Source organism: Rhizobium leguminosarum bv. viciae (assembly GCF_012276115.1).
Classification (GTDB): domain Bacteria; phylum Pseudomonadota; class Alphaproteobacteria; order Rhizobiales; family Rhizobiaceae; genus Rhizobium; species Rhizobium leguminosarum_T.
Genome location: NZ_WIEU01000034.1, coordinates 23,665 through 45,405, shown reverse-complemented (window position 1 = coordinate 45,405; position 21,741 = coordinate 23,665). Strand labels below are relative to the sequence as shown.

The window sequence follows — 21,741 nt, the reverse complement described above, 5'->3', positions numbered from 1 at the left end:
ATCCGCTGCAGATCACGCTCGCTCATCGCTATCAGTCCCATCGGCAATCTCCCCGGCGCCAATCAAACGCGGGGAGTGTGACATTCCAACTTTGCAGAAACAGGACACTTCAACTTTGCGGCTACAGGCACAATGTGGCGTAACAGATATTATGGAACTCCACTGGAGTGTTAGGCTCACGTCGATCGCGCCGACGTCACTTACGGTCATTTGGAAATGAATTTCGCGGATTGCGTAGCTCAACCCCCACTGCCGCATCCGGGCGGTCCTCGAACGTCCGCTCGACCATTTTGGTATCGAAGTTTACGAAAGACCCTTAAAACCGCGCTGGAAAATGTCGGCCTGCGCTCCGGCTATCTCGACCGCTTCCCAAGCAGCTTTCGGACGGCGAGCGCCAGTGTATAGCCATCGCCCGCGCGCTGCTGGTTAATCCAAAGCTCTTGATCTGCGATGAAATCCTCTCGGCGCTCGCTCAAGGAAAACATGCTCATGCTCTTCGCTCGAGCTCGCCGTCGTACAACAGATCGCCGATACCGACACGCCGCATCGGCCTCAGCAAAGACCACTACGCGTCCCGCCCACCCGCCATGCTACATCAAAGGCCAGCCGGCATCGGCTGCCCGCTCGTCGGCCGCTGTCCCCGGCAGGTCGGGAGCCGACACGCCGGCGAACAAGAGCTTCAGGACCTTCGTCAACGCCTCGCCGCCCGATCCATTCAGGCGGATCAACCCCTGAAACGCTGATCAACACACCACCGGACGCTTACTGAATAGGCCAGACTCCGGTCGATCCTGCAGGAATTTGCCGAAGGGCTGGCGAGCTTGCATCCTTCAACGAAGGAGCTGTTACCCTGTGAAAGGTAACAGCTAGTAGCCGGTCATCTCGAGATATCCGACGCCTGACGTAGAGCCCGTGAAGTTGATCGGTCCCTCCCAATAAGGCGTCGAGGTCGCCATCCAGGACTGGTCGTTCAACGGTTCGGTCGTGATATCGAGTGACTTACCCGGCACGCGTATACGCCACTCTACCGGCATTTGGCGGCCATCGACGGTTGCGTTCCGAGTTGGCTGCAGTTGGATGTCATCTTTCGACAGAGGTGTCGTTCGCCCGTCCGCGGATATCCAGTTCGCGGAGATGAACCCGTCCTTGTCGTCACGAAGGCGGAAAGCCATCAGTTTCTCGCCGGAATTCAGGTGCAGTGAGAACCAGTCCCAGCCCGTCTGATTGGACGCAAGCGGCTGCGACGACCACTCCCGGTCCAGCCAAGCTTTGCCGGTGACCTTAACCGGCGATCCGGACGTCGTGATCGTCCCCGCCACCTCATAGAAAGGCTGCGAGTAGTAGTAGCTCGCCTGTCCGTTCGCCGACTTTACCGAAAAGCCTTTGTCACCCTGAAGAACGAGTGGCCCATTGGCCTTGAGGTTTAAGGTATATCTGAAGTCCGGCCCGCCGGCGAAGGCTGAAAGGTTGCCAAAGGTGTCCGAGCCGCTTTGCTCGGTGTCCTCCATCCGCCAGTCGTCTATCCACGCGCGAAAAGGCGTTGCCTGAACGCCCGCCTGCCCGATGCCTCCCCGGCCCAACCGCTCCGCAACATAGTGATGGCTCCGGGTGGTGATCGCTGCATGCCCGATCCAGACTTGCGGATCTGCGAAACCTGCCTTGTTTCCCGGAGCCAGCGCAGAGCGAAACAGCGTCCACTGCGCACCGTATTGCTTGCCATCATCACCGTTGAGATTGGCGGTCACATACCACCACTCAATGCGGTAATCAGGATGAGCGCCATGGTCGGCGGGGAAAGAAAGACCATTGCCACGCTCCGGGATCGCAAAACCTTGCGCATCCGATCCCAATCCGGCGAAGCCCTGTGCGAACGCCTGACCGCTTACGCAGATCATAGCCGCGGCCATCAGGAGGGACGCCAACTTTCTAACGTTCATTGGCGAAAATCCTCAGCAGGTCCGCAGGATTAATCGAAGCGAGGCGACGAACCGGTATCAGCACCGACAGCGATGCCGCTATGAAGGCGATTGCTCCCAGCCAAAGCCAATCCATTGGAAACACCGTCATTGGCAATCGCCAACCGAAGGCCTCCACGTTCACAATCTCAAGCAGGACCCACGCCAGGGCAAGACCAACCGGGACGGCCGCCACAAATGTTGTGAACCAGAGCGCAAGTGTCCGGGCAACTTCATAAAGCGCCAGATCCCGTCGCCGCACACCCATGGCCCACACCGGCGCCAGTTGAGGAAGCCGAATACCGGACAGTGTCAGAAGACTTGAGAACATGGCAAATCCTGCCACAGCAAGAGTGAGGACGTTTAACGCGCCCGTCACCTTGAATGTCTGGTCGAAGATCGCTCTCGATTGTCGCTTGAGCGAAGCCTGGTCAACGATCGCGGTATCCGACAGACCAAACTCCTCGACCAACTGGCGCTTGAGAACCTGAGCTCGCTCGGGAGCTACCCGGACCCCGTAGCGAAGTTTCGGGACATCGGGGTAATGATCGACCAGGGTATTGATGCCGACGATCACTTGCCCGTTCGGGTTCCCATAGTCAGAGTACACACCGGCCACGGTTACACTCCAACCTCCAGGCATGACCAATGGCTGGCCGAGCTTGGCTTCGCCGCGACGCCACATCTGTTCGTTGATGAGGGCGCCCTGACCGGCAGCGATCTTATCCCAAACGTCATTATCGGACGCAATCAAAGGCCAGTGCTCTCGGTAAGTTGGATCGTCCGCGACGCCAAAGATCTGGATCTGTTCGCCAAGCACCTCACCGTCCACACTCCAGATGGGCAGGACTGCCGTCGAGCGTTGCGGAAGCCAAGCTCGGAGCCGTGCAGCTTCCTCCTCATCCTTGGCCGTCACGTAAAGCTCGGCGGCCAGCCGTTGGTCCAGCCAGCCGATGAACGTCAGCCGGAAACTGGATACCATCGTGCCGACGCCGATGTTCGCCGACAATGCCAGTAGCAGAGCCATCAAAGCCAGCGACAGGCCGGGAAGCTGTATGCGGGTGTCTGCCCAGAACCATTCCATCAGGGCGCTCCGCGCCGTTCGCTGCGCTGCGGTCAGGATGACCGCAAGAAGTCCAGGCAGCATCAGAGCTGTTCCCAGAAGCAGGCAGCCAAGAACCGCAAAGCCCGCTACCAGCCCGGACGCAGTAATCGCAATGACAGCCGCCAAGATCAGCAGAAACCCGCCGATTCCCGCCTGATAGGTAAGGGACCCAGCGGATTGTCTCGCCCACGCCCGCGGCTGGGCGGCAGCCAAAATCGGCAGCTTCCAAACCCGCCACAGGCTCTGAGCTGATGAGACAGCGGTTCCTCCGAGAGCAATTGCCAGTCCAGCCAACCACCACTCCGGCCGAATGGATAGCGAGCCTGACACATTCGCGCCGTAGAGGCCCCTGAGGGTCGCGGCGACACCCGGCATCAGAAGCCACGCAATGACGTAGCCGAGTATGACGCCGATCAACCCGGATATCAGCGCCAGCATCGAAAGCTCGATCAGGAGCATCGTAGTCAATGCTCGAAGGGAGATACCAAGCGATCGAAGTGTACGAAAAGTGCCTCGACGCTGTTCGAAGCTCAGGCCCGTGGCCGAATATACGATGAAGAGCCCGACGATGAACGAAAGGAACCCGAAGGCGGTCAAGTTGAGGTGAAAGCTGTCTGTGAGGCGAGCGACGTCTGGTTGTTCAGCCGGTTCGCGCATCGTCAATCTCGCCTGATCGATTGCTTCGGGGGTGATCTTTTGATCGGCTGCGACCACCAGTCGGTCGATCTTCCCGTGCCTCTCGAGCAATCGATCGGCGACCGCTATATCGACGAAGGCAGCGCCGTCGGGAACGTTGCCATTGATTTTGATGTTCATGTCCGTGGCGCCACGGAGCCGCTCGGCAGTCGCGCTCGATACGAGCAACTGTCCGCTGGCTGAAAAGAAGGCGGATAGATCTGAACCGCTGGCGATCGTCGCATTCTGGGTGTCCCTTGGCATCGTCAGAGGCTCGATGCCGACCAAACGGATCCTTATGCTTCCGAAGCGGTAGCTGCCCTCAATCACGGGCGAAACATTCAGGCCCGCTCGACGCAGGCTGCCATAGACCTCAGTCGCTATGCCGTCACCGTCCTTGGCGACGATCTGCCGGAGGTTGCCTTGCTCCAGAACCGATGCCGCCCGGGCATAGCTCGCTCTCGCCTCGGCGTTGATCGCCTGAACGCCGGACCAGAGCGCTGTCGCAAGCGCAATCCCCATGACCAGCGTCAGAAGCTGGAGAGGTCTCCGACGCCAGTGTGACAGCAGGGCTGCGAATGCAACGAAGTTCATTCGGCAATCTTCCCACCGCGAAGGACCACCGTTCGGTCCAGACGAGCTGCAAGCCTCGTGGAGTGAGTGACGAAAAGCAGAGCCGATCCCACTGTCCGGGCGAGATTGAGCATCAGATCGAGGACGGCATCGCCTGTTTGCTCATCCAGATTGCCAGTTGGCTCGTCCGCAAGGATGAGAGGAGGTCGAGCAGCCAATGTTCGCCCGATTGCAACGCGCTGCTGTTGCCCTCCGGAAAGCTGCTCGGGATATCGGGCGGTGTATTCTTCCAGCCCCAGTTCCTCGATCAACTGCCTTTCCCAAGCGTGATCGTACCGGTCTGCAAGCTTGGCGTGAAATGAAATGTTGGCTGCGACGCTCAGGGATGGGATGAGGTTAAACTGTTGAAAAACCAGGCCGACCCTCGTTCTCCGGTATCGGGCCCGATCGGTTTCTGCAAATAGCGCGAGATCGCTGCCATCCATCACGACAGAGCCGCTATCTGCACGGTCGAGCCCGCCTGCCAGATGCAGCAATGTGCTTTTGCCACTGCCGGACTCTCCGGTGAGCGCAACACTTTCGCCCGCAGCGACTTCCAGATCGATGCCTTTCAGGATTTCGATCGGGCCCTCGGCAGTGGAATAGGATTTTCTGACGCCGGCGAGGGTGAGGATCATGTCGGTCTCTCGAGCACGGGGTTTGCAGAATGCAAAGACCTCGGGTCACCTAAGAACTTTCGAGAGGGATCGCAAGATCCGTGCGACAGCACATAAACAGGAGACTCCTTGTCATTGCTTGATCACTAGCCACTACAAGCGGTCAAGTTCAGCTTGAAATGTGGACCTTGCGAGAACCGAGCTACTGCTCAACGCGGGCTGCCGCCTCGTATGTCCTAGCGTCGAGTGTGCCGCTGGACAATATGACGGCCGCTGCTCCAACGCATGATGTCATTCGTGCGGGCTGGCTGCAATCGTGATCGGATCATCCCTCGTCCGTGCCTGCGGCCAACAGCATGATGGAGACGGACAGCAGATCTGACAATCGGCACTTTCTATCGGGGCTGGCAAGAGTGCCGGAGGCGGGCTCGTATCAATGGCCTCACGACTCACGGATGCCTTGCCTCATCGCGGCAATGTCGGCGAGCACAGAAAGGGCAAGGGAGGTCGCGTCGCGCGCCGGGCCGAACAGCCCGATCGGTGCCTTGATGCGATCGATGTCGGTCCTGGCAAAACCAGATCTCGTCAGCAATTCGACACGCCTGCTGTGCGTTTTCATGCTGCCCAGGGCACCGATGTAGAACGCCGGCGAGCTGAGCGCCAGTCCGAGAAGCGGCGCTTCAGCCTCGAGATCATGATGCAAAAGCACCACGGCCGTGAAGGCGTCAATCATTTTCGCGACATAGTGGGGATTGCCGCTCTCAATCCGGATCACATCGTAGCCCAGGATCGTTGCACAGCGCGCCGTGGCCCGCGCCTCGAGCGAACGACCCGAGATCAGGATGCGGGTTCGCGGAAGGAATACCGACAGAAACTCGTCTTCAAACCAACCAGATTGAACAGGCGGATCCACTGCCACGAGAGACTGATTGGACGGCACATAACGAAGGCCAACCGGCTGCCTCCGTTCCAGGCGTTCGAGGACAAGCCGGATCGCAGAAATGTCGCGCAAGACATGGATTGCAACGGTGATGCCGCCGCCGCACGGCAGGGCTATGTCGAAGAAGGGAGAGCCCTGCCCGAACATCATAGTTCGATCCCGACCCTCGGCAATCGCAAGGAGTGCGTCGAAAGCAACCGCAGCCTCCACGCAGCCGCCGGAGACATAGCCGCAGTAGCTGCCGTCAACAGCGACCGCAACCAGCGAACCCAGAGAACGAGCCGCGCCGCCTCGAATGTCGACGAGTGTTGCGATCGCGACCTCTCCTCGGTCGAAGCAGTCAACGGCAAAGCGCAAAATCTCTGACGGATCGTCCGACATCCTCGCTTGGACGGGCGCAGGAAGCGGAGTGATGGCTACCATCTCGTTCATATCAGATCCTCTCGAGGTCCGGAGCAACGGCAGGTTTTCTTCGTCTTGAAGGGGCATCGGCAACCGTGGGGTCAGGCTGCCGATGCGGGGGAACCCGGTCCTTGATTGTGGGGGATGAAGGAACCGGTCCGACCGAAATCTAGCGCGAACTTGTCTGATGGATTTGTCAGTGATCGCGCACTTGGTATCAATCTGTCACACATCCGCGGAGGGCGCGCTCGCCCGCGGAGAACCTCAGCGGACCGTCGATGACATAAATCAAGCGCCACCTCGCCCGCAAAAGTCAGTTAGACGGACCTGCCTGCTGCACGGGAGGCGCCTTCGAAGCCACCTCGTCGAGGCTCCATGGTCCCGGGCCGGCGGCAGCGATGTAGAGGAAGAGGAAGCAGAACAACATTGCGGTCTCGCCTCCGTTGAGGGCGGGAAAGAAGGCTTGTGAGCCGTGTCCAATAAAATAAGCAAAGGCCATCTGGCCGGAGAGCAGGAAAGCGACCTGGCGAGAAAACAGACCAATCACCAGAAGCACACCACCGATGACTTCAAGAAAGCCGGCCGCCAGAAGCAGCGCATTCAGCGGATATTCGAACGGTGCCGGCCAACCGAACAATTTCATCGTTCCATGCGTGAAGAATGATGTGGCGGCGATGATGCGCAGGACGCTCAGCAATTGCGGCGCGGCGCCGTGGAGAAATGCCATCTGCATGTTCGTGATCCTCATTTGGCGAAGCGTATTCAAGAAAGTCGAAGAGTGCGGCGTCGCGGGCGCCGCTCGCCGACGGTCGATATGCTCTCCTATTCGGCGGGAGCGCTTACTCCCGCATCCGCGTAAGGCTTGGGATGCGGTCCGCGGCTGAACAATCGCCGGGTCACGATGAAGAGCACGGGGATGAAGAATATGCCGAGGACCGTCGCCGATATCATGCCGCCCATGACACCTATACCGATCGAGTTTTGGGAACCGGAACCCGCGCCGTCGGCGATGGCGAGCGGGAGGACGCCAAGGATGAAAGCGAAGGATGTCATCAGGATCGGCCGCAACCGCTGGCGCGCGGCCTCAAGCGTCGCCTCCACCAATCCCTTCCCGCCGGCTTCCTCGGTAATGGCAAATTCCACGATCAGGATGGCGTTCTTCGCCGCAAGACCGATCGTCGTCAAAAGCCCGACCTTGAAATAGACGTCATTGGCCTGTCCGAAAGTACTTGCCGCAACCAGTGCCCCGAAGACTCCGACAGGAATGGCAAGCATGACGGAGAATGGCACTGTCCAGCTCTCGTAGAGCGCCGCAAGCGCCAGGAAGACGACCACGACGGAAATGGCATAGAGGTAGACGGCCTGATTGCCGGAAAGCCGTTCCTGAGCCGAAAGGCTCGTCCATTGGTGCGAAAAACCCGCGGGCAGCTCTCCCACCATACGGTCGATCTCTGCCATCGCCTGACCTGAGCTTATTCCTATGGCCGCCGAGCCCTGAAGCTGTACCGCTGACACGCCATTGTATCGCTCAAGCCGCGGCGAGCCGTAATCCCACCGTCCTGTCGAGAAGACCGAAATCGGCACCATCTCCCCGCGATCGTTGCGGACATGCCAGCGGTCGAAATCGGCAGGCTGCATGCGAAAAGACGCATCAGACTGGACATAGACACGTTTGACCCGCCCGCGGTCGACGAAGTCGTTCACATAGCTGCCTCCCCAAGCCGTCGACAGCGTCGCATCGATATCGGAAAGCGTAATGCCGAGCGCGCTCGCCCGCCCGCGGTCGATCGAAACGGAATATTGCGGTGTATCCTCCTGGCCGTTCGGCCTGGTGCCCGACAGCCTCTCATTCGCCGCAGCTGTCCTCAGAAATTGGTTACGAGCCGCCATCAGCGCCTCATGCCCGGCGCCACCGGTGTCACGCAGGAAGAAATCGAAGCCGCTATTGTTTCCGAAGCCCGGCAGGGCGGGTGGCGACAAGGCAATGACACGCGCATCGCGAATTGCGCTGAAGGCTGCCATCGCACGTCCGGCAATCGCCTGCGCAGAGGCTTCGGGTGCCGAGCGCTGATCGAAATCCTTCAAAGCGACGAACACTGTCGCAACATTTTGACCTTGGCCACCGAAGCTGAAGCCGGTAGCGCCGAATACGCCGTCGACGTAGCTTGCCTCGCTGGTCAGGTAGTATTCGAGCACCTGGTCCAGCACCCGCCGCGTCCGGTCAGCCGTCGCTCCCGGCGGAAGCTGGATAGAGGTCATCAGTCTGCCTTGGTCCTCCTCTGGCAGAAAAGCGGTCGGCAACCTCGCGAAAAGCAGGACGGTCGCGCCCGATAGCGCCGCAAACAGGACGAGCGCCACGCCGATCCGGCGGACGATCGAAAGCGTGGCGCGCTGGTAAAGTGCGGTGAACCTCTGGAAGCCGGCATTGAACCAGCGAAACGGCGCGGTCTTTTCGGATCCGGATCCGGGCGGCCTGAGGATCGTGGCGCAGAGCGCCGGCGTAAAAACCAGGGCCACCAGCACGGAAAGCACCATTGCCGAGACGATAGTGATCGAGAACTGCCGGTAGATGATTCCAACAGATCCAGAGAAGAAGGCCATGGGGATGAAAACCGCCGACAGCACGGTCGTGATACCGATCAGGGCGCCGCTGATTTCACCCATGGACTTCAAGGTCGCCTCGCGCGGCCCGAGCTCCTCTTCTTCCATGACCCGCTCGACATTCTCGACGACGACGATCGCGTCATCAACGAGAAGGCCGATCGCGAGAACGATGCCGAACATGGTGAGTGTGTTGATCGAGTATCCGAACACAGCCATGACAGCAAAGGTCCCCAACAGCACCACAGGTACCGCAAGCGTCGGGATGATTGTCGCGCGCAGGTTCTGCAGGAAAACGAACATGACGATGAAGACGAGGATGACAGCCTCGATCAATGTCACCACGACGCTCTCAATCGCCAAGCGCACGAAAGGAGACGTGTCGAGGGGATATTTGACCTCTACGCCTGGGGGGAAGCTACCTCTGTAGTTTTCGATCTCGCCGCGCACCGCCTCTGCAGCTTCAAGCGCATTTGCGCCGGCCGCCAGGCGGAAGCCGACGCCTGCGGAGGGATGACCGCTATAGGTTCCGCTCGTGGTATAACTCTCGGAGCCAAGTTCGACCTCAGCAACGTCATTCAATGTCACGACCGAGCCATCGGCAGCGCGCGCGAGGATGATTGCCTCGAACTGCTCCTTGCTCTGGAGACGGCTTCCCGCAGTCACGGTGGCATTGAGCTGTTGGCCCTGCCGCTGCGGCAGAGCCCCGAATTGACCGGCGGACACCTGCGTGTTTTGCGCTCTGATCGCTTGCGTCACATCAGTGACCATAAGCCCATGCTGGGCGAGCCGGTCGGGGTCAAGCCAGATGCGCATGGCATAGCGGGAGGAGCCAAGCAGTTGCACCTCGCCAATGCCTGGCACGCGCCGCAACGAGTCCATGAGGGAGCTGTCGACAAAGTCGGCGATATCCGTTCCGGACAGACTGTCGTCCTCAGACAGGAAGGAGGCGATCAGGAAGAAACTGGACGTCGATTTCGATACCGTCAGCCCCGTATCCTGGACCGCGCTCGGCAAACGTGCCTGGACGAGCTGGAGATTGTTCTGGACCTGCATCTGTGCGACATCGGGGTCGGCGGCGCTGGTAAAGGTCAATGTGATCGACGCCTCGCCGGTGGAGGACGAGTTCGAGGACACATAGTCCAGATTTTCGATACCCGTCATGCCTTGCTCGATCACCTTGGTCACTGAGTCCTCGACCGTCTTCGCGTCGGCGCCCGGATAGTTGGCGGTGATGCGGACCGATGTGGGAGCAATCTGCGGATACTGCGATATGGACAAGGTCGTGATTGCGATCGCGCCTGTCATCATGACGGCGATTGCAAGCACCCATGCGAAGATCGGGCGGCTGATGAAGAAACGCGACATGGCGCCGCCTCACCGCGTTACGGCGTCAGGCAACCGCACGGAAACCTCTGCGGGTTTTCCTGCAGATGGCCGACCCGCCTCGGCGACGGCAACGAACTCCCCCGTCTCGTTATCGACGGTCACTGCGGTGACTTGGACCTCTTCGCCGATCGCCGCCCTCTGGAGGCCCTCGACGACGACACGATCACCCTCCCCGACGCCAGCGGTCACCAACCAATTGTTGCCGATGCCGCGCTCGACGGCCAGAACACGTTCCTCGATCTTCCCGTCGGCGCTGATGAAACGCGCCGTGGCCTCTCCGCGGCTATTGCGTGAGACCGCGCGCTGCGGAATGAGCACGCCATCTTCGACATAGCCGTCTTCAACGAGTGCCCGCACATACATCCCGGGCAGGAGCGCGCCTTCCGGATTAGGGAAGATGGCGCGCATCAGAACCATGCCGGTCGTTTGCGATACGGCGCCGTTGCGGAACTGCAACTTTCCGGGATGGCCGTATTTGCTGCCGTCCTCGAGCCGGAGTTCGACGGTCACCGAGCCTTCCTGTGGCTTGATATCCTGCGACGCGAGCGCCTTGTTGAGCGCGAGCAGGCTGGCGCTCGAGCGCACAAGGTCGACATTGATGATGTCCGTCTGGCGGATCGTCGTCATTGGCGACGCCTGATCTTCGGTAACCAGCGCACCCTCGGTGACATTTGAAGCGTCCACACGCCCGCTGATCGGGGCGCGGACCTTGGCATATTCGAGTTCGATGCGGGCGGTTTCAAGAGCTGCCCTGGCAGCGGCGACGTCCGCCTCGGCCTGCAGCATCTGTGTTCGTGCCTCATCGAAATCCTGGCGGCTGACGACACTGCTCGCACTCAGGCTCTCATAGCGCTGCGAGCGCGCTCGGGCGCTCGGAAGGGCACTTTCGGCTCGCTGCACGGCAGCCTCGGCATTGCGGTAGGAGGCCTCGAACGGCATGGGGTCAAGTTCGTAAAGGACGTCTCCGGCTTTTACCAAGCCGCCCTCATCGAAACTTTGCCTGAGAATGATGCCGGACACGCGAGGGCGGACCTCCGAAACCATCTGTGCATGAGCGGCGAGGCTGCGGCACCGCTACCAGAATAGCTGCCCAAGGTGCACTTTCGATCGATACACATGAATGTGGATGGTGGCTGCCGCCTGCCGAGGGTGAGGTGCAACGGCGCCGAGATCAATGTTGCGTCCGCGGCTTTGTCGGCTTCTCGGCAAGGTTCGGGGCACGGAGCCCAATCGACCCGCGCAGGGATTTCCAGTCGCGCCCCTTGGGGACAGCAGGCATTTCCACACGGCCATCGCGTGGCAGAGAAAGAACGGCTTGCATACCGCCATCTCCTGCTACGAAGGAAATGTCACCGCCATGTTGCCTGGCTGCAGCACGCGCGATCGATAGGCCAAGTCCAATCCCGCCGGTGTCGCGGTTGCGCGAAGCCTCGAGCCGGAAAAACGGCGTGAACACCTTTTCCTTCATAAGGTCGGGAATGCCTGGACCGCGGTCCTCGACGACGATGTCGATGGTCGCAGCCGTGTGCCGGATGAAGACCCGCGCCTCTCCGCCATATCGCACGGCGTTTTCGACGAGATTTCGCACAGCGCGTCTGAGACCATCAGGCCGGCAGCGATAGGACATTTTCACGCCTTCGACGAAACTGACAGGCTTGCCAAGATCGGACTGGTCGTCGCAGATGCTTCCAACCAGCGCTTCCAGATCGATGTCGCGCGTTTCCTCTTCCGTCGATTCGCCACGCGCAAAAGAAATGGCGGCCTCGGTCATGCCCTGAAGTTCATCGATCGTCGACAGCATTTTTCGCTGGATCTCCTGATCCTGCACGAACTCCGTCCTCAGTCTCAAGGTCGTCAGGGGCGTTCGCAAATCGTGACCGATCGCGGCCAGCATCTTCGTTCTGTCTTCAAGGAAACGGTGCAGCCGGCCTTGCATCTTGTTGAAGGCTTCAGCGGTGCGCCGGACCTCTTCCGGTCCTTCTTCCGAAAGCGGCGGCAGGTTTTCTCCCCGCCCCAAGGCTTCGGCCGAGGTCGCAAGATATCGCAACGGCCTTGATATGCGGCTGGCGAAGAACACGCCGAGCAGAGCCAGGATGAGTGCCGTCAGGCTGAGCGAGGCGAGCGACGTGGAGGTCCACCAGCCTCCAGTCTGTCGCATATAGAAGGCTGCGTTCAGCCAGGTCCTCTCATCGACCTTGATGACAAGGCCATAGCCCCGCGAGCCGTCGAAATAGACATATTTGATCGGCTGCGGGAGCGCCCAGAGGCTCTGCATTGGAACGCGCCATCCCTCACCGCCGTTCGACGCTGCGACCCTCTTCGCATCAGGGATCTGCGTCCTGGCTGAGCCGTCTTGAAAGATCCTGACGAGGTCCACGAAATTCTCCAGAGGCCGGGAAAATTCGGCGGCAGCCGTCAGGCGCCAGGCGGCGGGGTCTTCCGCTTCACGATCGGTCACCCAAAAACGCGAGTCCCTCGTCTCGCTCGCAAGCAGAGCCTGCTTTTGATATTCGGGCGGTACGGTTTCCACCAGTCGGGTCAGCGTGCGCGCTCGACTGAGGAATTCGCTCTTGGCTGCAGCGTCGAGAGCTTTGGAATGCTCCTTCCAGGAGATTAGAAATGTCAGCGCCTGGGAAATGATCAAAGCCGCAAGCGTAAACGCGATAAGTTGCGTCGCCAGGCTTCTGTTCCAGAGGTGGTTCATTCGAACGCCACCTCGGCAGCCAAGCTGTAGCCGCCGCCCCAATGCGTCTTGATGATCGACGGATTTTTAGGGTTCTCTTCGATTTTCTTGCGAAGCCGGCTCACCTGATTGTCGATGCTGCGATCGAAGATGTCGGCCGTCCTGCCGACGGTCAGATCAAGCAGCTGTTCGCGGCTCAGGATCAGGCCCGGCCTTTCGATGAAGACTTTCAGCAGACGGAATTCGGCAGTGCTCAAGGGTATTCCAACGCCGTCGCTACCGGAAATTTCCTGACGTCCCATGTTGACGCGCCACTGGCCGATGCGGACGGCCCGTTGCTGCTGTGTCATGCGCTGCTGTGTCAGCGGATTGCTCGCACGCCGAAGCACCGCTCTGATGCGAGCCAGGAGTTCGCGGGGGTTGAATGGTTTCACGACGTAGTCGTCAGCGCCAAGTTCCAGTCCGATGATACGATCGGTATCTTCGACCAATGCGGTCAGGAAAATGATCGGGATGTCGGTCGCGGCACGCACCTGACGGCACACGCTCAATCCGTCCTCGCCCGGCATCATGACATCGAGAATGATCAGGTCCACCACCTGGCGCTCGCGCTCGAGCAGGCGTCGAAGGGCCGCGCCGCTTTCTGCCACGCTCACCTTGTAGCCTTGCTGCTCGAGATACTGTCGAACCAGATCTCGGATATCGCTGTGATCGTCGACAACCACGACATGCGATGAATTCTGCATCTGCATAACCTCTTGAGCTATTTTTACAGAAGAGAGCGCGGTTCGCATCGAAAAAAGTGTATCAAAGTTTCACAGCGGTTCGGCCAAAGCCATTTTCTCACATGTCCTACCAGGATCTCAAATGGCCGCCTCGGGATCGAACGCCTCCCTTCGCTTGCCGGATCATTATGGGGATCACGGCTGCGAACTCAACGGCGTTGTCGTAAAATTGGTGACCGCGCGTGCAATGGAAAGTGGCCGGCTTCTGGCAAGAAGCCTGTTTGGCTCGGTGTATCGGACGACGTGACCGATACGGCGAATTCGCTGCAGGCCGTTTGCAAGATGCCTGCGACGTCGACAAGCTCAACTGTCTCTGTCGCATAGTCGTTTCGAGGATAATTCAGGTTCTCGACGAGCAGGCTCTCAATCCGATCGATATCGGAGAGCAGGCGTTCTTCTGACCGCTTTCCCCCATCCGCTCCACGCACAGTTTCAGCGGCGTCAGCGCCGTGCGCAGATCATGACCAATGCCCCAGAGCATGCGGGTGCCTGCTTCGATTATTAGACGGATCCGGCCGGCGCATGCCGCCATGGGACAAGTTTCTACATGGGAGCGCCACAACGACAGAGGCGATCCGTCGACCAATACAAATAGTCATTTGGACCCCGCATGACGCAGCGCTTGGCGGCCGACTTTCTTCAAAGGACATCTTCGATGCGGATCGGCAGCTTGCGGACGCGTTTCCCCGTTGCATGGTAGATCGCATTGGCGATCGCAGGAGCGGTGCCAAGCATGACGAGTTCGCCCATGCCCTTGACGCCGACCGAATTGACCATCGTGTCCGGTTTGTCGATGAAGCCAACGTCGACGTCACCGATGTCGGCATTAACCGCCATGAGGTAGTCGGCCAGATCAGCATTGAGGTAGCCGGCAAAACGCGGGTCGACGTCTGTCTCCTCGCGAAGCGCCGTGCTGAAACCCCAGACAACGCCGCCATACATCTGCCCGCGAGCGGTCACCGGACTGACGACCCGGCCGACATCGGCAATGCTGACCACCCGCGGCATACGGATGCGGCCCGTTCTGGGTTGGATATGAATTTCGACGAACTGAGCGATGTAACTCATTGATGTGAAACCTGGGTATTCAGGGCCTGCACCTGCACGACCCCCGGCTCGAAAGGCTTCAAGAGCGGAGGCGTCCTGCCCGGGCGCGAGCTCCGAAACCACCACTTCGATCTGGGGACGTTTCAGGCGCGCCAGTTGCTCATGCAAATTGCCCGCCGGCGGGTTCGGTCCCGCAAGCTCATCAAAGCGGGCGCGCAATGCGGTGACGGCCTTCGCCGTGACAGGAATGATGCTGGCCGTGCCGCGCTCGCCAACGGTCATCATCTGCGGACCGACAGTCGTATCCCCAAGTAAAATCTCCAGACGATCGGGGTTGATGTCGAGGCCTTGGATGATCGTGCTTGCGACCGCAGTGCGGATACCCTGGCCCATTTCATGCCCGGACGAAATCACCCGTGTCGTGCCGTCCGCACGTACCCTCAGTGTCGTCTCTGCAGCTGACCCCGACGCTCCGAAAATCCCGCATGCGACGCCATATCCGACCATCGTGCCGTCATCCAGTCGCATCGATCCCGGTTCAGCTGTTCGCCGGCTCCAGCCGAAGCGCCTTGCACCTTCCCGCAGGCAGTCATTCAGGAAATGCGGCGACAGCGACTGCCCAGCGATGATGTCGTTCTTTGCTTCATGCTCGAGACGAAGTTGAACCGGATCTTTGCCGAGCTTGTAAGCCATCTCGTCGATCAGGCTCTCCAGCGCAAACCCGGCAGGGAACGGATGCGTCCCGCGGGTGTGTCGCGGCATCTGGCGGTCGATATGGATATCGCCGGCCGTCGCTCGAAAATTTTCGATGGCATAAAGACGTGCGATATCCTCATGGTAACCGCTTGAGCGGAATCCGCCGTCAGGGATATTTTCTTGCACCACATCATAGAGTACGGCGTCCAGGCGCCCCTGCGCGTCGGCGGCAAGACGGATATTGTGAACACTGCGCGGCCGGTAGTTGGCGATATGGAACAACTGCCCACGCGGTGTGACCAGCTTAACTGGCCGCCCTGCAAGCCTGGCAGCCTGGGCAACCAACGCGGATTGAAGCTTGGGAGGAGATTTCTGCCCGAACCCACCTCCGACATGTTCGGATTTGACCGCAACTTGGTCCGGAGCAAGGCCTAAGGCCTTAACGAGTGCGCCCTTGGCTGCTTCAATATTCTGGCAGCCCTCATGGACCGTCAGTCGCCCGTTAGACCATTCCGCGACGGTCCCGAACAATTCCATGGCGTTATGGTGCTGGGTTGGTGTCTCGAAAGTGCCCTCGACGATTACGGCTGCATTTTCAAACGCTTTGTCGACGTCGCCTGTATTAAAGCCTTCTGCCGGAACGCGTTGTGCGCCGGGACTGGTCATCAAGGGCACGAATGGTGCCGCTTCGTAGTCAGCAGATATGGCTTCAGCACCCTCTATCGCGGCCTCGATCGTCTCCGCGACAACCAATGCAATTGGCTGCCCGCGAAATGATATTTGTGGACGAAGCGAGGGAAAATCGCCGATGGACAGGACATGAACGACACCGGGGATTTTGGTCGCCGCGGTGACGTCAACGTTTGTGACTTTGCCTTTCGCGATGGTGGCAGGGACCAGCATCGCATGCAGCATGCCGGGCAGCCTGATATCGGCTGCGTACGTCGTGCGGCCCTGTACCTTATCCCTAGCGTCGACGCGGGCGATTTCTGAGAAGGTTTGTGACGGCATCACGCTCTCCTTTCCGCGGCAATCATCAAGGCATCGGCAACAACCCGGGCTCCCAGATCGGACTTGAAGGCGTTGTGCTGGCCCGGACGCGCATCCTTGAATGCGGCCCGGCCGGCTTCAAGTGCCAGCTCGGGCGTTAATTGCTTGCCGCGCAACGTCTCTTCGGCACTCTGCGCTCGCCATGGGATCGTTGCGACACCGCCAAGTGCGATGCGGGCCGTTCGGACATTGGCTCCTTCCATTTCAACCACGACTGCGGCGGATGCCACCGCGAACGCAAAACTCTCCCGGTCGCGAATCTTGTGATAGGTCGAGGAACGGCTTGGTGCTTTCGGGACGGTAATGGCCGTGATCAGTTCGGCTGGGGCTATATCGAATTCCAGATGCGGCGTATCGCCGGGCAGCCTGTAGAAGTCCGAAATCGGGACGGTGCGCGTTCCTGCGGGTCCATGAATTTCGACCGATGCGCCCATCGCCGTCAACGCCACTGGCCAGTCTCCCGGTGAGACCGCGATACAAGCGTCACTCACTCCAAGGATCGCATGGCCTCGGTCCAATCCGCCGATTGCCGCGCAGCCGGAACCGGGGACACGCTTGTTGCAGGGGTATACGCCTACGGTAGACAGTGACCCCGCGCCGTTGCGGAAATAGGGACAGCGGGTTCGCTGAAGCAGGTTGCCGCCAACTGTGGCCATATTGCGCAGTTGCTGCGAGGCTGCTTTCAGCAAGCTCTCAGAAAGGATGGGATATCCGTCCTGCACCGCCGGCGTGTAAGCAACGTTGCTCATCAGTGCCAAGGCACCGAACCGCAATACGTCGCCGTCGGTGTCGATCGTGTCGAGGCCCATGATGCCGGTAACGTCGATAAGATGCGCTGGCCGCTCCACGCCGAGCTTCATCAGATCATAGAGCGTTGTGCCGCCGGCGATGTAGCGCGCGTCTAGGCCGACCGCAGCAAAGGCTTCGACGGCTGCTTCGAGGCTGTCCGCCCGGGTGTAATCGATAGCTCGCATCTTCAGCCCTCCTTCGAATTGGCTGCCACATCTTCGATGGCAGCGACGATCCCGGCATACGCGCCGCAACGACAGATGTTTCCACTCATAAATTGGCGGATCGAGGCTTTGTCCGTTGCGTGACCATGTCGAACGCATGCGACGGCGGACATGATCTGGCCCGGCGTGCAGTATCCGCACTGCAATGCGTCGTGATCGATGAAGGCGGTCTGCATCGGATGAAGTGTATCCCCGTCGGCCAGCCCTTCGATGGTCGTCACCTGACGTCCCGCCACTTTCGCCGCAAGCGTCAGACAGGACACTACCGTTCGGCCGTCGAGGTGCACCGTGCATGCACCACACTGGCCGTGATCGCAGCCTTTTTTTGTTCCTGAGAAGCCAAGGCGCTCGCGCAGCAGGTCAAGAAGCGATGCGCGTGAGTCAATATCGAGAGTGACGGCCCGTCCATTCACCGTCGTCGAAACGAAGAGAGTTGTGCCCGTTTCATTCGAAACGGAAATCTCCTGGGCGGCAGCGGATTGCAGTGGAAGCATCGTAGCGACTGCAACACCGGCACCGGTGCCAAGGACGGCTCGACGCGTCACACCAACGCCTTGAGAATCTGCGGGACTTTGCTCTGCCATTTATGCTCTCCTCCTGGACTTTCAAACCAATGTCTGGACGCGGCGGTTACTCGCCAGGAATAGCTCATCGCTGTCGCACAACTGTGCCGCGGCATGGGGAATTTGTCGCAAACTGTCGCAAATTCGCAGCAGATCTAGGCTGCTGCCGGCGAAGGAGATATCTGCGGTCGAGAAGCGTGCGGAGATGACATGGCGGTCGTGGACCGCATCGATCCCCTGGTTGCCGTTTAATGCCTAGGCGAGGTGGTCGAAATCGGCACCCGAACGGAAATTTTGCCAACCCTTAGCATGACTGCACCACGAGGCCCCTCGAAGCCGTCCCTTTGCCCGACCGGGATAGGCGCAATACGCGGCGAACCGTCGAACCTGCCCTGGTTTAGCTAAGCCGTCGGTTTTGTTTGAAACTCTATTGGCATAAGCCGCTATTATGGAACTATGTGTTGAGTTCGGCATGAACGGCAACTGCAGCTCGTCGGTATGCGGCGCTGCGGCCCCGCTCCGAATGTGGCGCGAGCCGGCGCGGTCGGAAAAAGAGCGGCACGCATCGGGCGTGACCGCGGCTTACTCCGCCGACGGTCCGTAGAGGCCAAGCTGCTCGAGAAGCGCCCGCTGCCGGCCGGCATTTTTGGCTAGCAGACCGGTATAGCGATCGATGATCCGGTCGCGGTGGCTCGGATCGGAGACAACGGAAAGCGCGCCGACGATCGCCGCAACCTTTTCCGAGGTCCGCCGTAATTCGTCCAGCAGTTCGGAATTGCCGCTGATCTCGCTGACCACCCGCTTCGTCACCCTGCCGATTCCGGCCGGTGTGCGGCCGCCTGCCGAGACATACCCTTGCGGCAGATCGCCCTTCAGATTGGTGACCGACTTGAAACGGATGACATCGAAGATCTGGTCGACCGCCTGCTTGGCGCCGGTCACCCGCGAAGGATGGTCGGTATCGGCGGCGGCATGCGGCAGCAGTTCCAGCTTGCCCTTATGGCGCTCTTCGAGTGGCAGATAGGGAACCATCGGCCCGCTGAGCTTGCCGGTCGCTGCATCCTTGAAGAGATCGGCGTCGATTGCCGCATGGGCAATCTTTCCTGATGACAGCGCCTGGTCGAGCGCCGCCGCATCGACGACCTCGCCCCGATCGTAGTTGACCAGCACTGCGCCATCGTTCATCGCGCCGAGAACCTGGGTGTCGACCAACCCTGCGTTGGAGTAGACGCCGGTCGCAGCATCCAGCCGGCCGAGACCGATATGGACGGAGAGCACGTCGGCGCCGGTCGCCGCTTCAACCGGACTTGCGGCGTAATCGAAGCCTTCCGACTCGATCCAGCCTTGGTGATGCTGGCGCGCGTAGATCACCACCTTCATGCCGAAAGCCTTGGCGAGCTTGGCGACTTCGCGGCCGATATTGCCGTAGCCTAGAATGGCGATTTTCCGGCCCTCCAGCTTGGCGGTCGGGAAATCCTTAAGCTGGCGCCCGGTATCAAAATCGCCGTTGGCGACCATCTGGTGCAGCCTGTCGACGGGCAGGTCGGGAACGACCTTGAGGATTGCCTTCATCGCCATCTGGGCGGTCGCCCGGCTGTTGATGCCGGGCGTGTTCATCAAAGGCGCCTCGCCGCCCTCGCCGTTGCCGCCGCCCCAGGAGGCCGAGCCCATATTGCCGGTACCCGCGCCGATGCGCACGCCGCCGAACGGGAAGACGGAAGCCTTCGGGATGAAGGTCGCTGCCGCGATCAGCGCGTCATACTGGCCCTTGTCCGTCTGCGGCAGGATTTCCGCCTCGGTGCTGAGATTCGGCTGGTAGAAGAAATGGATGTGGCCCTTTTCCAGCGCCGCCCTGTCGCCGATCGGGCCGGTATGGAAGACGCCGCCCTTTTCCTCGACATAGGTCCTGATCTCGCTGTCGTCGGGCTCCCCATCGGCGCCGAGGCGAAGGCCGACCAGATCGGCGATCAGCACCGTATAAGCGTGTTCGGGATCGTCCTTGCGGGCCATCGCGCCGGCCTTCACGGGTGCTGCGAACGTGACGCCCTGCTTTGCCAGTTCCTCCTCGATCACAACGATCTTGGCGCGCAGATAGGCATATTGCAGGTTCTCCAGCAGCGCGACGATATCGGCCGGCTCGCGGGTGCCGCCGACCCAGGCGCGGTAGTCGCCGGGCGTTCCCGGGAATGCGTTGACGTAGCGCGCCGCATCGAGGCCGGGCTCGAACTCGCCGTTCGGATGGGTAAAGCCCTCATAGCCGAGTAGTTGCTTCGAACGCGCGATAATGCGGGCATGGATCGCAGGATCGGTGATGCCGGCGTCCTCCACCTTTAGCAGTGTGACCGCCGCGCCGCGCCGCTCGGCATCGGTGACGGTGAGCGAAAACAGCGGGTGCGACTCGACCCAGCCGTCGATCACCGCCCGATTGGCCGCAGACCGCTTGTTGAGCTCGACCACCGAGCCGAGCCGCGCCTCGGACTGCAGGAGGCCGAAGGTGGTTTCGGCAAAGGCAAGCGCGCTGTAGGTGTTGATGACGCCGCCGAGCATGCGGTCTTCCGCGGCATCGTAAAACGGCCCGGCATCCACGGATCGCTTGGCGGAAAGCGGCCGCGGCGCATCGATCGGCGGCGCAATCTTGAGCTGGCGCGGGATCGCCCAGGACGGATCCTGCTGGTTTTTCTCAACGAGCGCCAAAGCATGCGGCGTGAAGGAGGCGACGAAATACCCCGACACCCCGCCGATCGCCTTCTGAAACGGCATGAACAAGCAGCATTTCGCCATCAGGGCGTCGACCAGCTCGGGCTCCCAAGGCATGGCGCCCAGCATCGACGTCGCGTCGAACACTGCATGGCGGTTTGCCGGATCGCCATCGATCCAGTTCAGCAGCTCGTGGATCTCGCGGCTGGTATAGGCATTGGCGCCGGTCGTCTCGTGGCCGACGCCGACGAAGATCGACACACCGAGAGCGGAAAGCTCGGCGGCCGTCGGGATCACACCCTCGGAGGCGGCAAAATGAATGCGGCTCTCGCAGCCTTTTTCGGCGAAGCGCTGCATCTCGATCAGCTGCGTAGCCCAGGACTGACGGAAGAAGCCTGCCGCGCGGGCCGGATCGCTCTCCGGGCGCGGCGTATCGACGTAGACGCGTTGCGAGGCGTCGTTGGCGTTCATCAGGTGCCGGACGCAGACGGTAAAGCCGCTGTGACCGCCGCCGAGTCCCACAGCCATCCGGTTCGCCTTCGGGAAGTGGAAATAGCGGTGGATCGCCCGCATCATGTCGGTCAGAATTTTGTCCGCAGGGTAGCCGCGATGCATGCTGCGGGAAATTTCGGCGGTGGTGAAACCGCCGATGTCGTTACCCCTGTCGTCGAACTTGCGATAGGTCTTCTCGATCCATCTATCGAAAGCGATGCGCCGCAGGCGGCTATCCACTTCGTCGGTCGTGGCATCGGTGATCGGACCGACCCCGAAAAACGGATTGGACGGCAGCCTCGGTGCTCCCGACTTCGTCAGCCGGAGCGCTTCAAGTCGCTGTTCCTGCATCTGCTCGATATTTTTCATGATCTGCCTATTGGTTTGAAAGGAAGGTGGTCGAGGCGGCCAAGGTCGTG

At 60.4% G+C, this 21,741-nt stretch carries 13 protein-coding genes; all 13 read right to left on the bottom strand.

Annotated elements, in window-relative coordinates:
* Positions 1–866: 866 nt before the first annotated feature.
* Positions 867–1,937 (bottom strand): lipocalin-like domain-containing protein, encoded by a 1,071-nt coding sequence (locus tag GFM02_RS33090; protein ID WP_168324035.1) that lies wholly within the window; start codon positions 1,935–1,937, stop codon positions 867–869.
* A complete protein-coding gene (locus GFM02_RS33085; RefSeq protein WP_168324034.1) occupies positions 1,927–4,329 on the bottom strand; it encodes an ABC transporter permease in 2,403 nt (800 codons plus the stop codon). Before GFM02_RS33085 ends, GFM02_RS33090 begins: the two co-directional genes overlap by 11 nt.
* Complete coding sequence (locus GFM02_RS33080; protein WP_168324033.1) at positions 4,326–4,985, bottom strand: ABC transporter ATP-binding protein; 660 nt, start codon at positions 4,983–4,985, stop codon at positions 4,326–4,328. The genes GFM02_RS33085 and GFM02_RS33080 overlap by 4 nt, the downstream gene beginning before the upstream one ends.
* 421 nt (positions 4,986–5,406) lie before the next feature.
* Positions 5,407–6,336: an XdhC family protein gene (locus GFM02_RS33075; RefSeq protein WP_168324032.1), complete on the bottom strand. Its 930-nt coding sequence runs from the start codon at positions 6,334–6,336 to the stop codon at positions 5,407–5,409.
* Positions 6,337–6,619: 283 nt separating this feature from the next.
* Positions 6,620–7,039 carry a DoxX family protein gene (locus GFM02_RS33070; RefSeq protein WP_205930571.1) on the bottom strand — a complete coding sequence of 140 codons (420 nt, stop codon included), beginning with the start codon at positions 7,037–7,039 and terminating at the stop codon, positions 6,620–6,622.
* An 89-nt stretch (positions 7,040–7,128) separates the two neighbouring features.
* The gene (locus GFM02_RS33065) at positions 7,129–10,275 is read right to left on the bottom strand and encodes an efflux RND transporter permease subunit (protein ID WP_168324031.1); all 3,147 of its coding nucleotides are present in this window, start codon (positions 10,273–10,275) and stop codon (positions 7,129–7,131) included.
* A gap of 9 nt (positions 10,276–10,284) precedes the next feature.
* On the bottom strand, positions 10,285–11,340 hold the full coding sequence (locus tag GFM02_RS33060; protein WP_246792567.1) for an efflux RND transporter periplasmic adaptor subunit: 1,056 nt from the start codon (positions 11,338–11,340) through the stop codon (positions 10,285–10,287).
* Positions 11,341–11,467: 127 nt separating this feature from the next.
* Positions 11,468–13,000 carry an ATP-binding protein gene (locus tag GFM02_RS33055; protein WP_168272271.1) on the bottom strand — a complete coding sequence of 511 codons (1,533 nt, stop codon included), beginning with the start codon at positions 12,998–13,000 and terminating at the stop codon, positions 11,468–11,470.
* Entirely contained in the window at positions 12,997–13,725 is a 729-nt protein-coding gene (locus GFM02_RS33050) for a response regulator (protein ID WP_026158848.1), read from the bottom strand. The genes GFM02_RS33055 and GFM02_RS33050 overlap by 4 nt, the downstream gene beginning before the upstream one ends.
* Positions 13,726–14,403: 678 nt before the next feature.
* Positions 14,404–16,518: a xanthine dehydrogenase family protein molybdopterin-binding subunit gene (locus tag GFM02_RS33045; RefSeq protein WP_168324030.1), complete on the bottom strand. Its 2,115-nt coding sequence runs from the start codon at positions 16,516–16,518 to the stop codon at positions 14,404–14,406.
* Positions 16,518–17,531, bottom strand: a complete 1,014-nt coding sequence (locus tag GFM02_RS33040) for an FAD binding domain-containing protein (protein WP_168324036.1) — start codon at positions 17,529–17,531, stop codon at positions 16,518–16,520. Before GFM02_RS33040 ends, GFM02_RS33045 begins: the two co-directional genes overlap by 1 nt.
* 2 nt (positions 17,532–17,533) lie before the next feature.
* Positions 17,534–18,154 carry a (2Fe-2S)-binding protein gene (locus tag GFM02_RS33035; protein ID WP_168324029.1) on the bottom strand — a complete coding sequence of 207 codons (621 nt, stop codon included), beginning with the start codon at positions 18,152–18,154 and terminating at the stop codon, positions 17,534–17,536.
* A 561-nt stretch (positions 18,155–18,715) separates the two neighbouring features.
* Positions 18,716–21,691 carry an NAD(P)-dependent oxidoreductase gene (locus GFM02_RS33030; RefSeq protein ID WP_168324028.1) on the bottom strand — a complete coding sequence of 992 codons (2,976 nt, stop codon included), beginning with the start codon at positions 21,689–21,691 and terminating at the stop codon, positions 18,716–18,718.
* Positions 21,692–21,741: the final 50 nt, after the last annotated feature.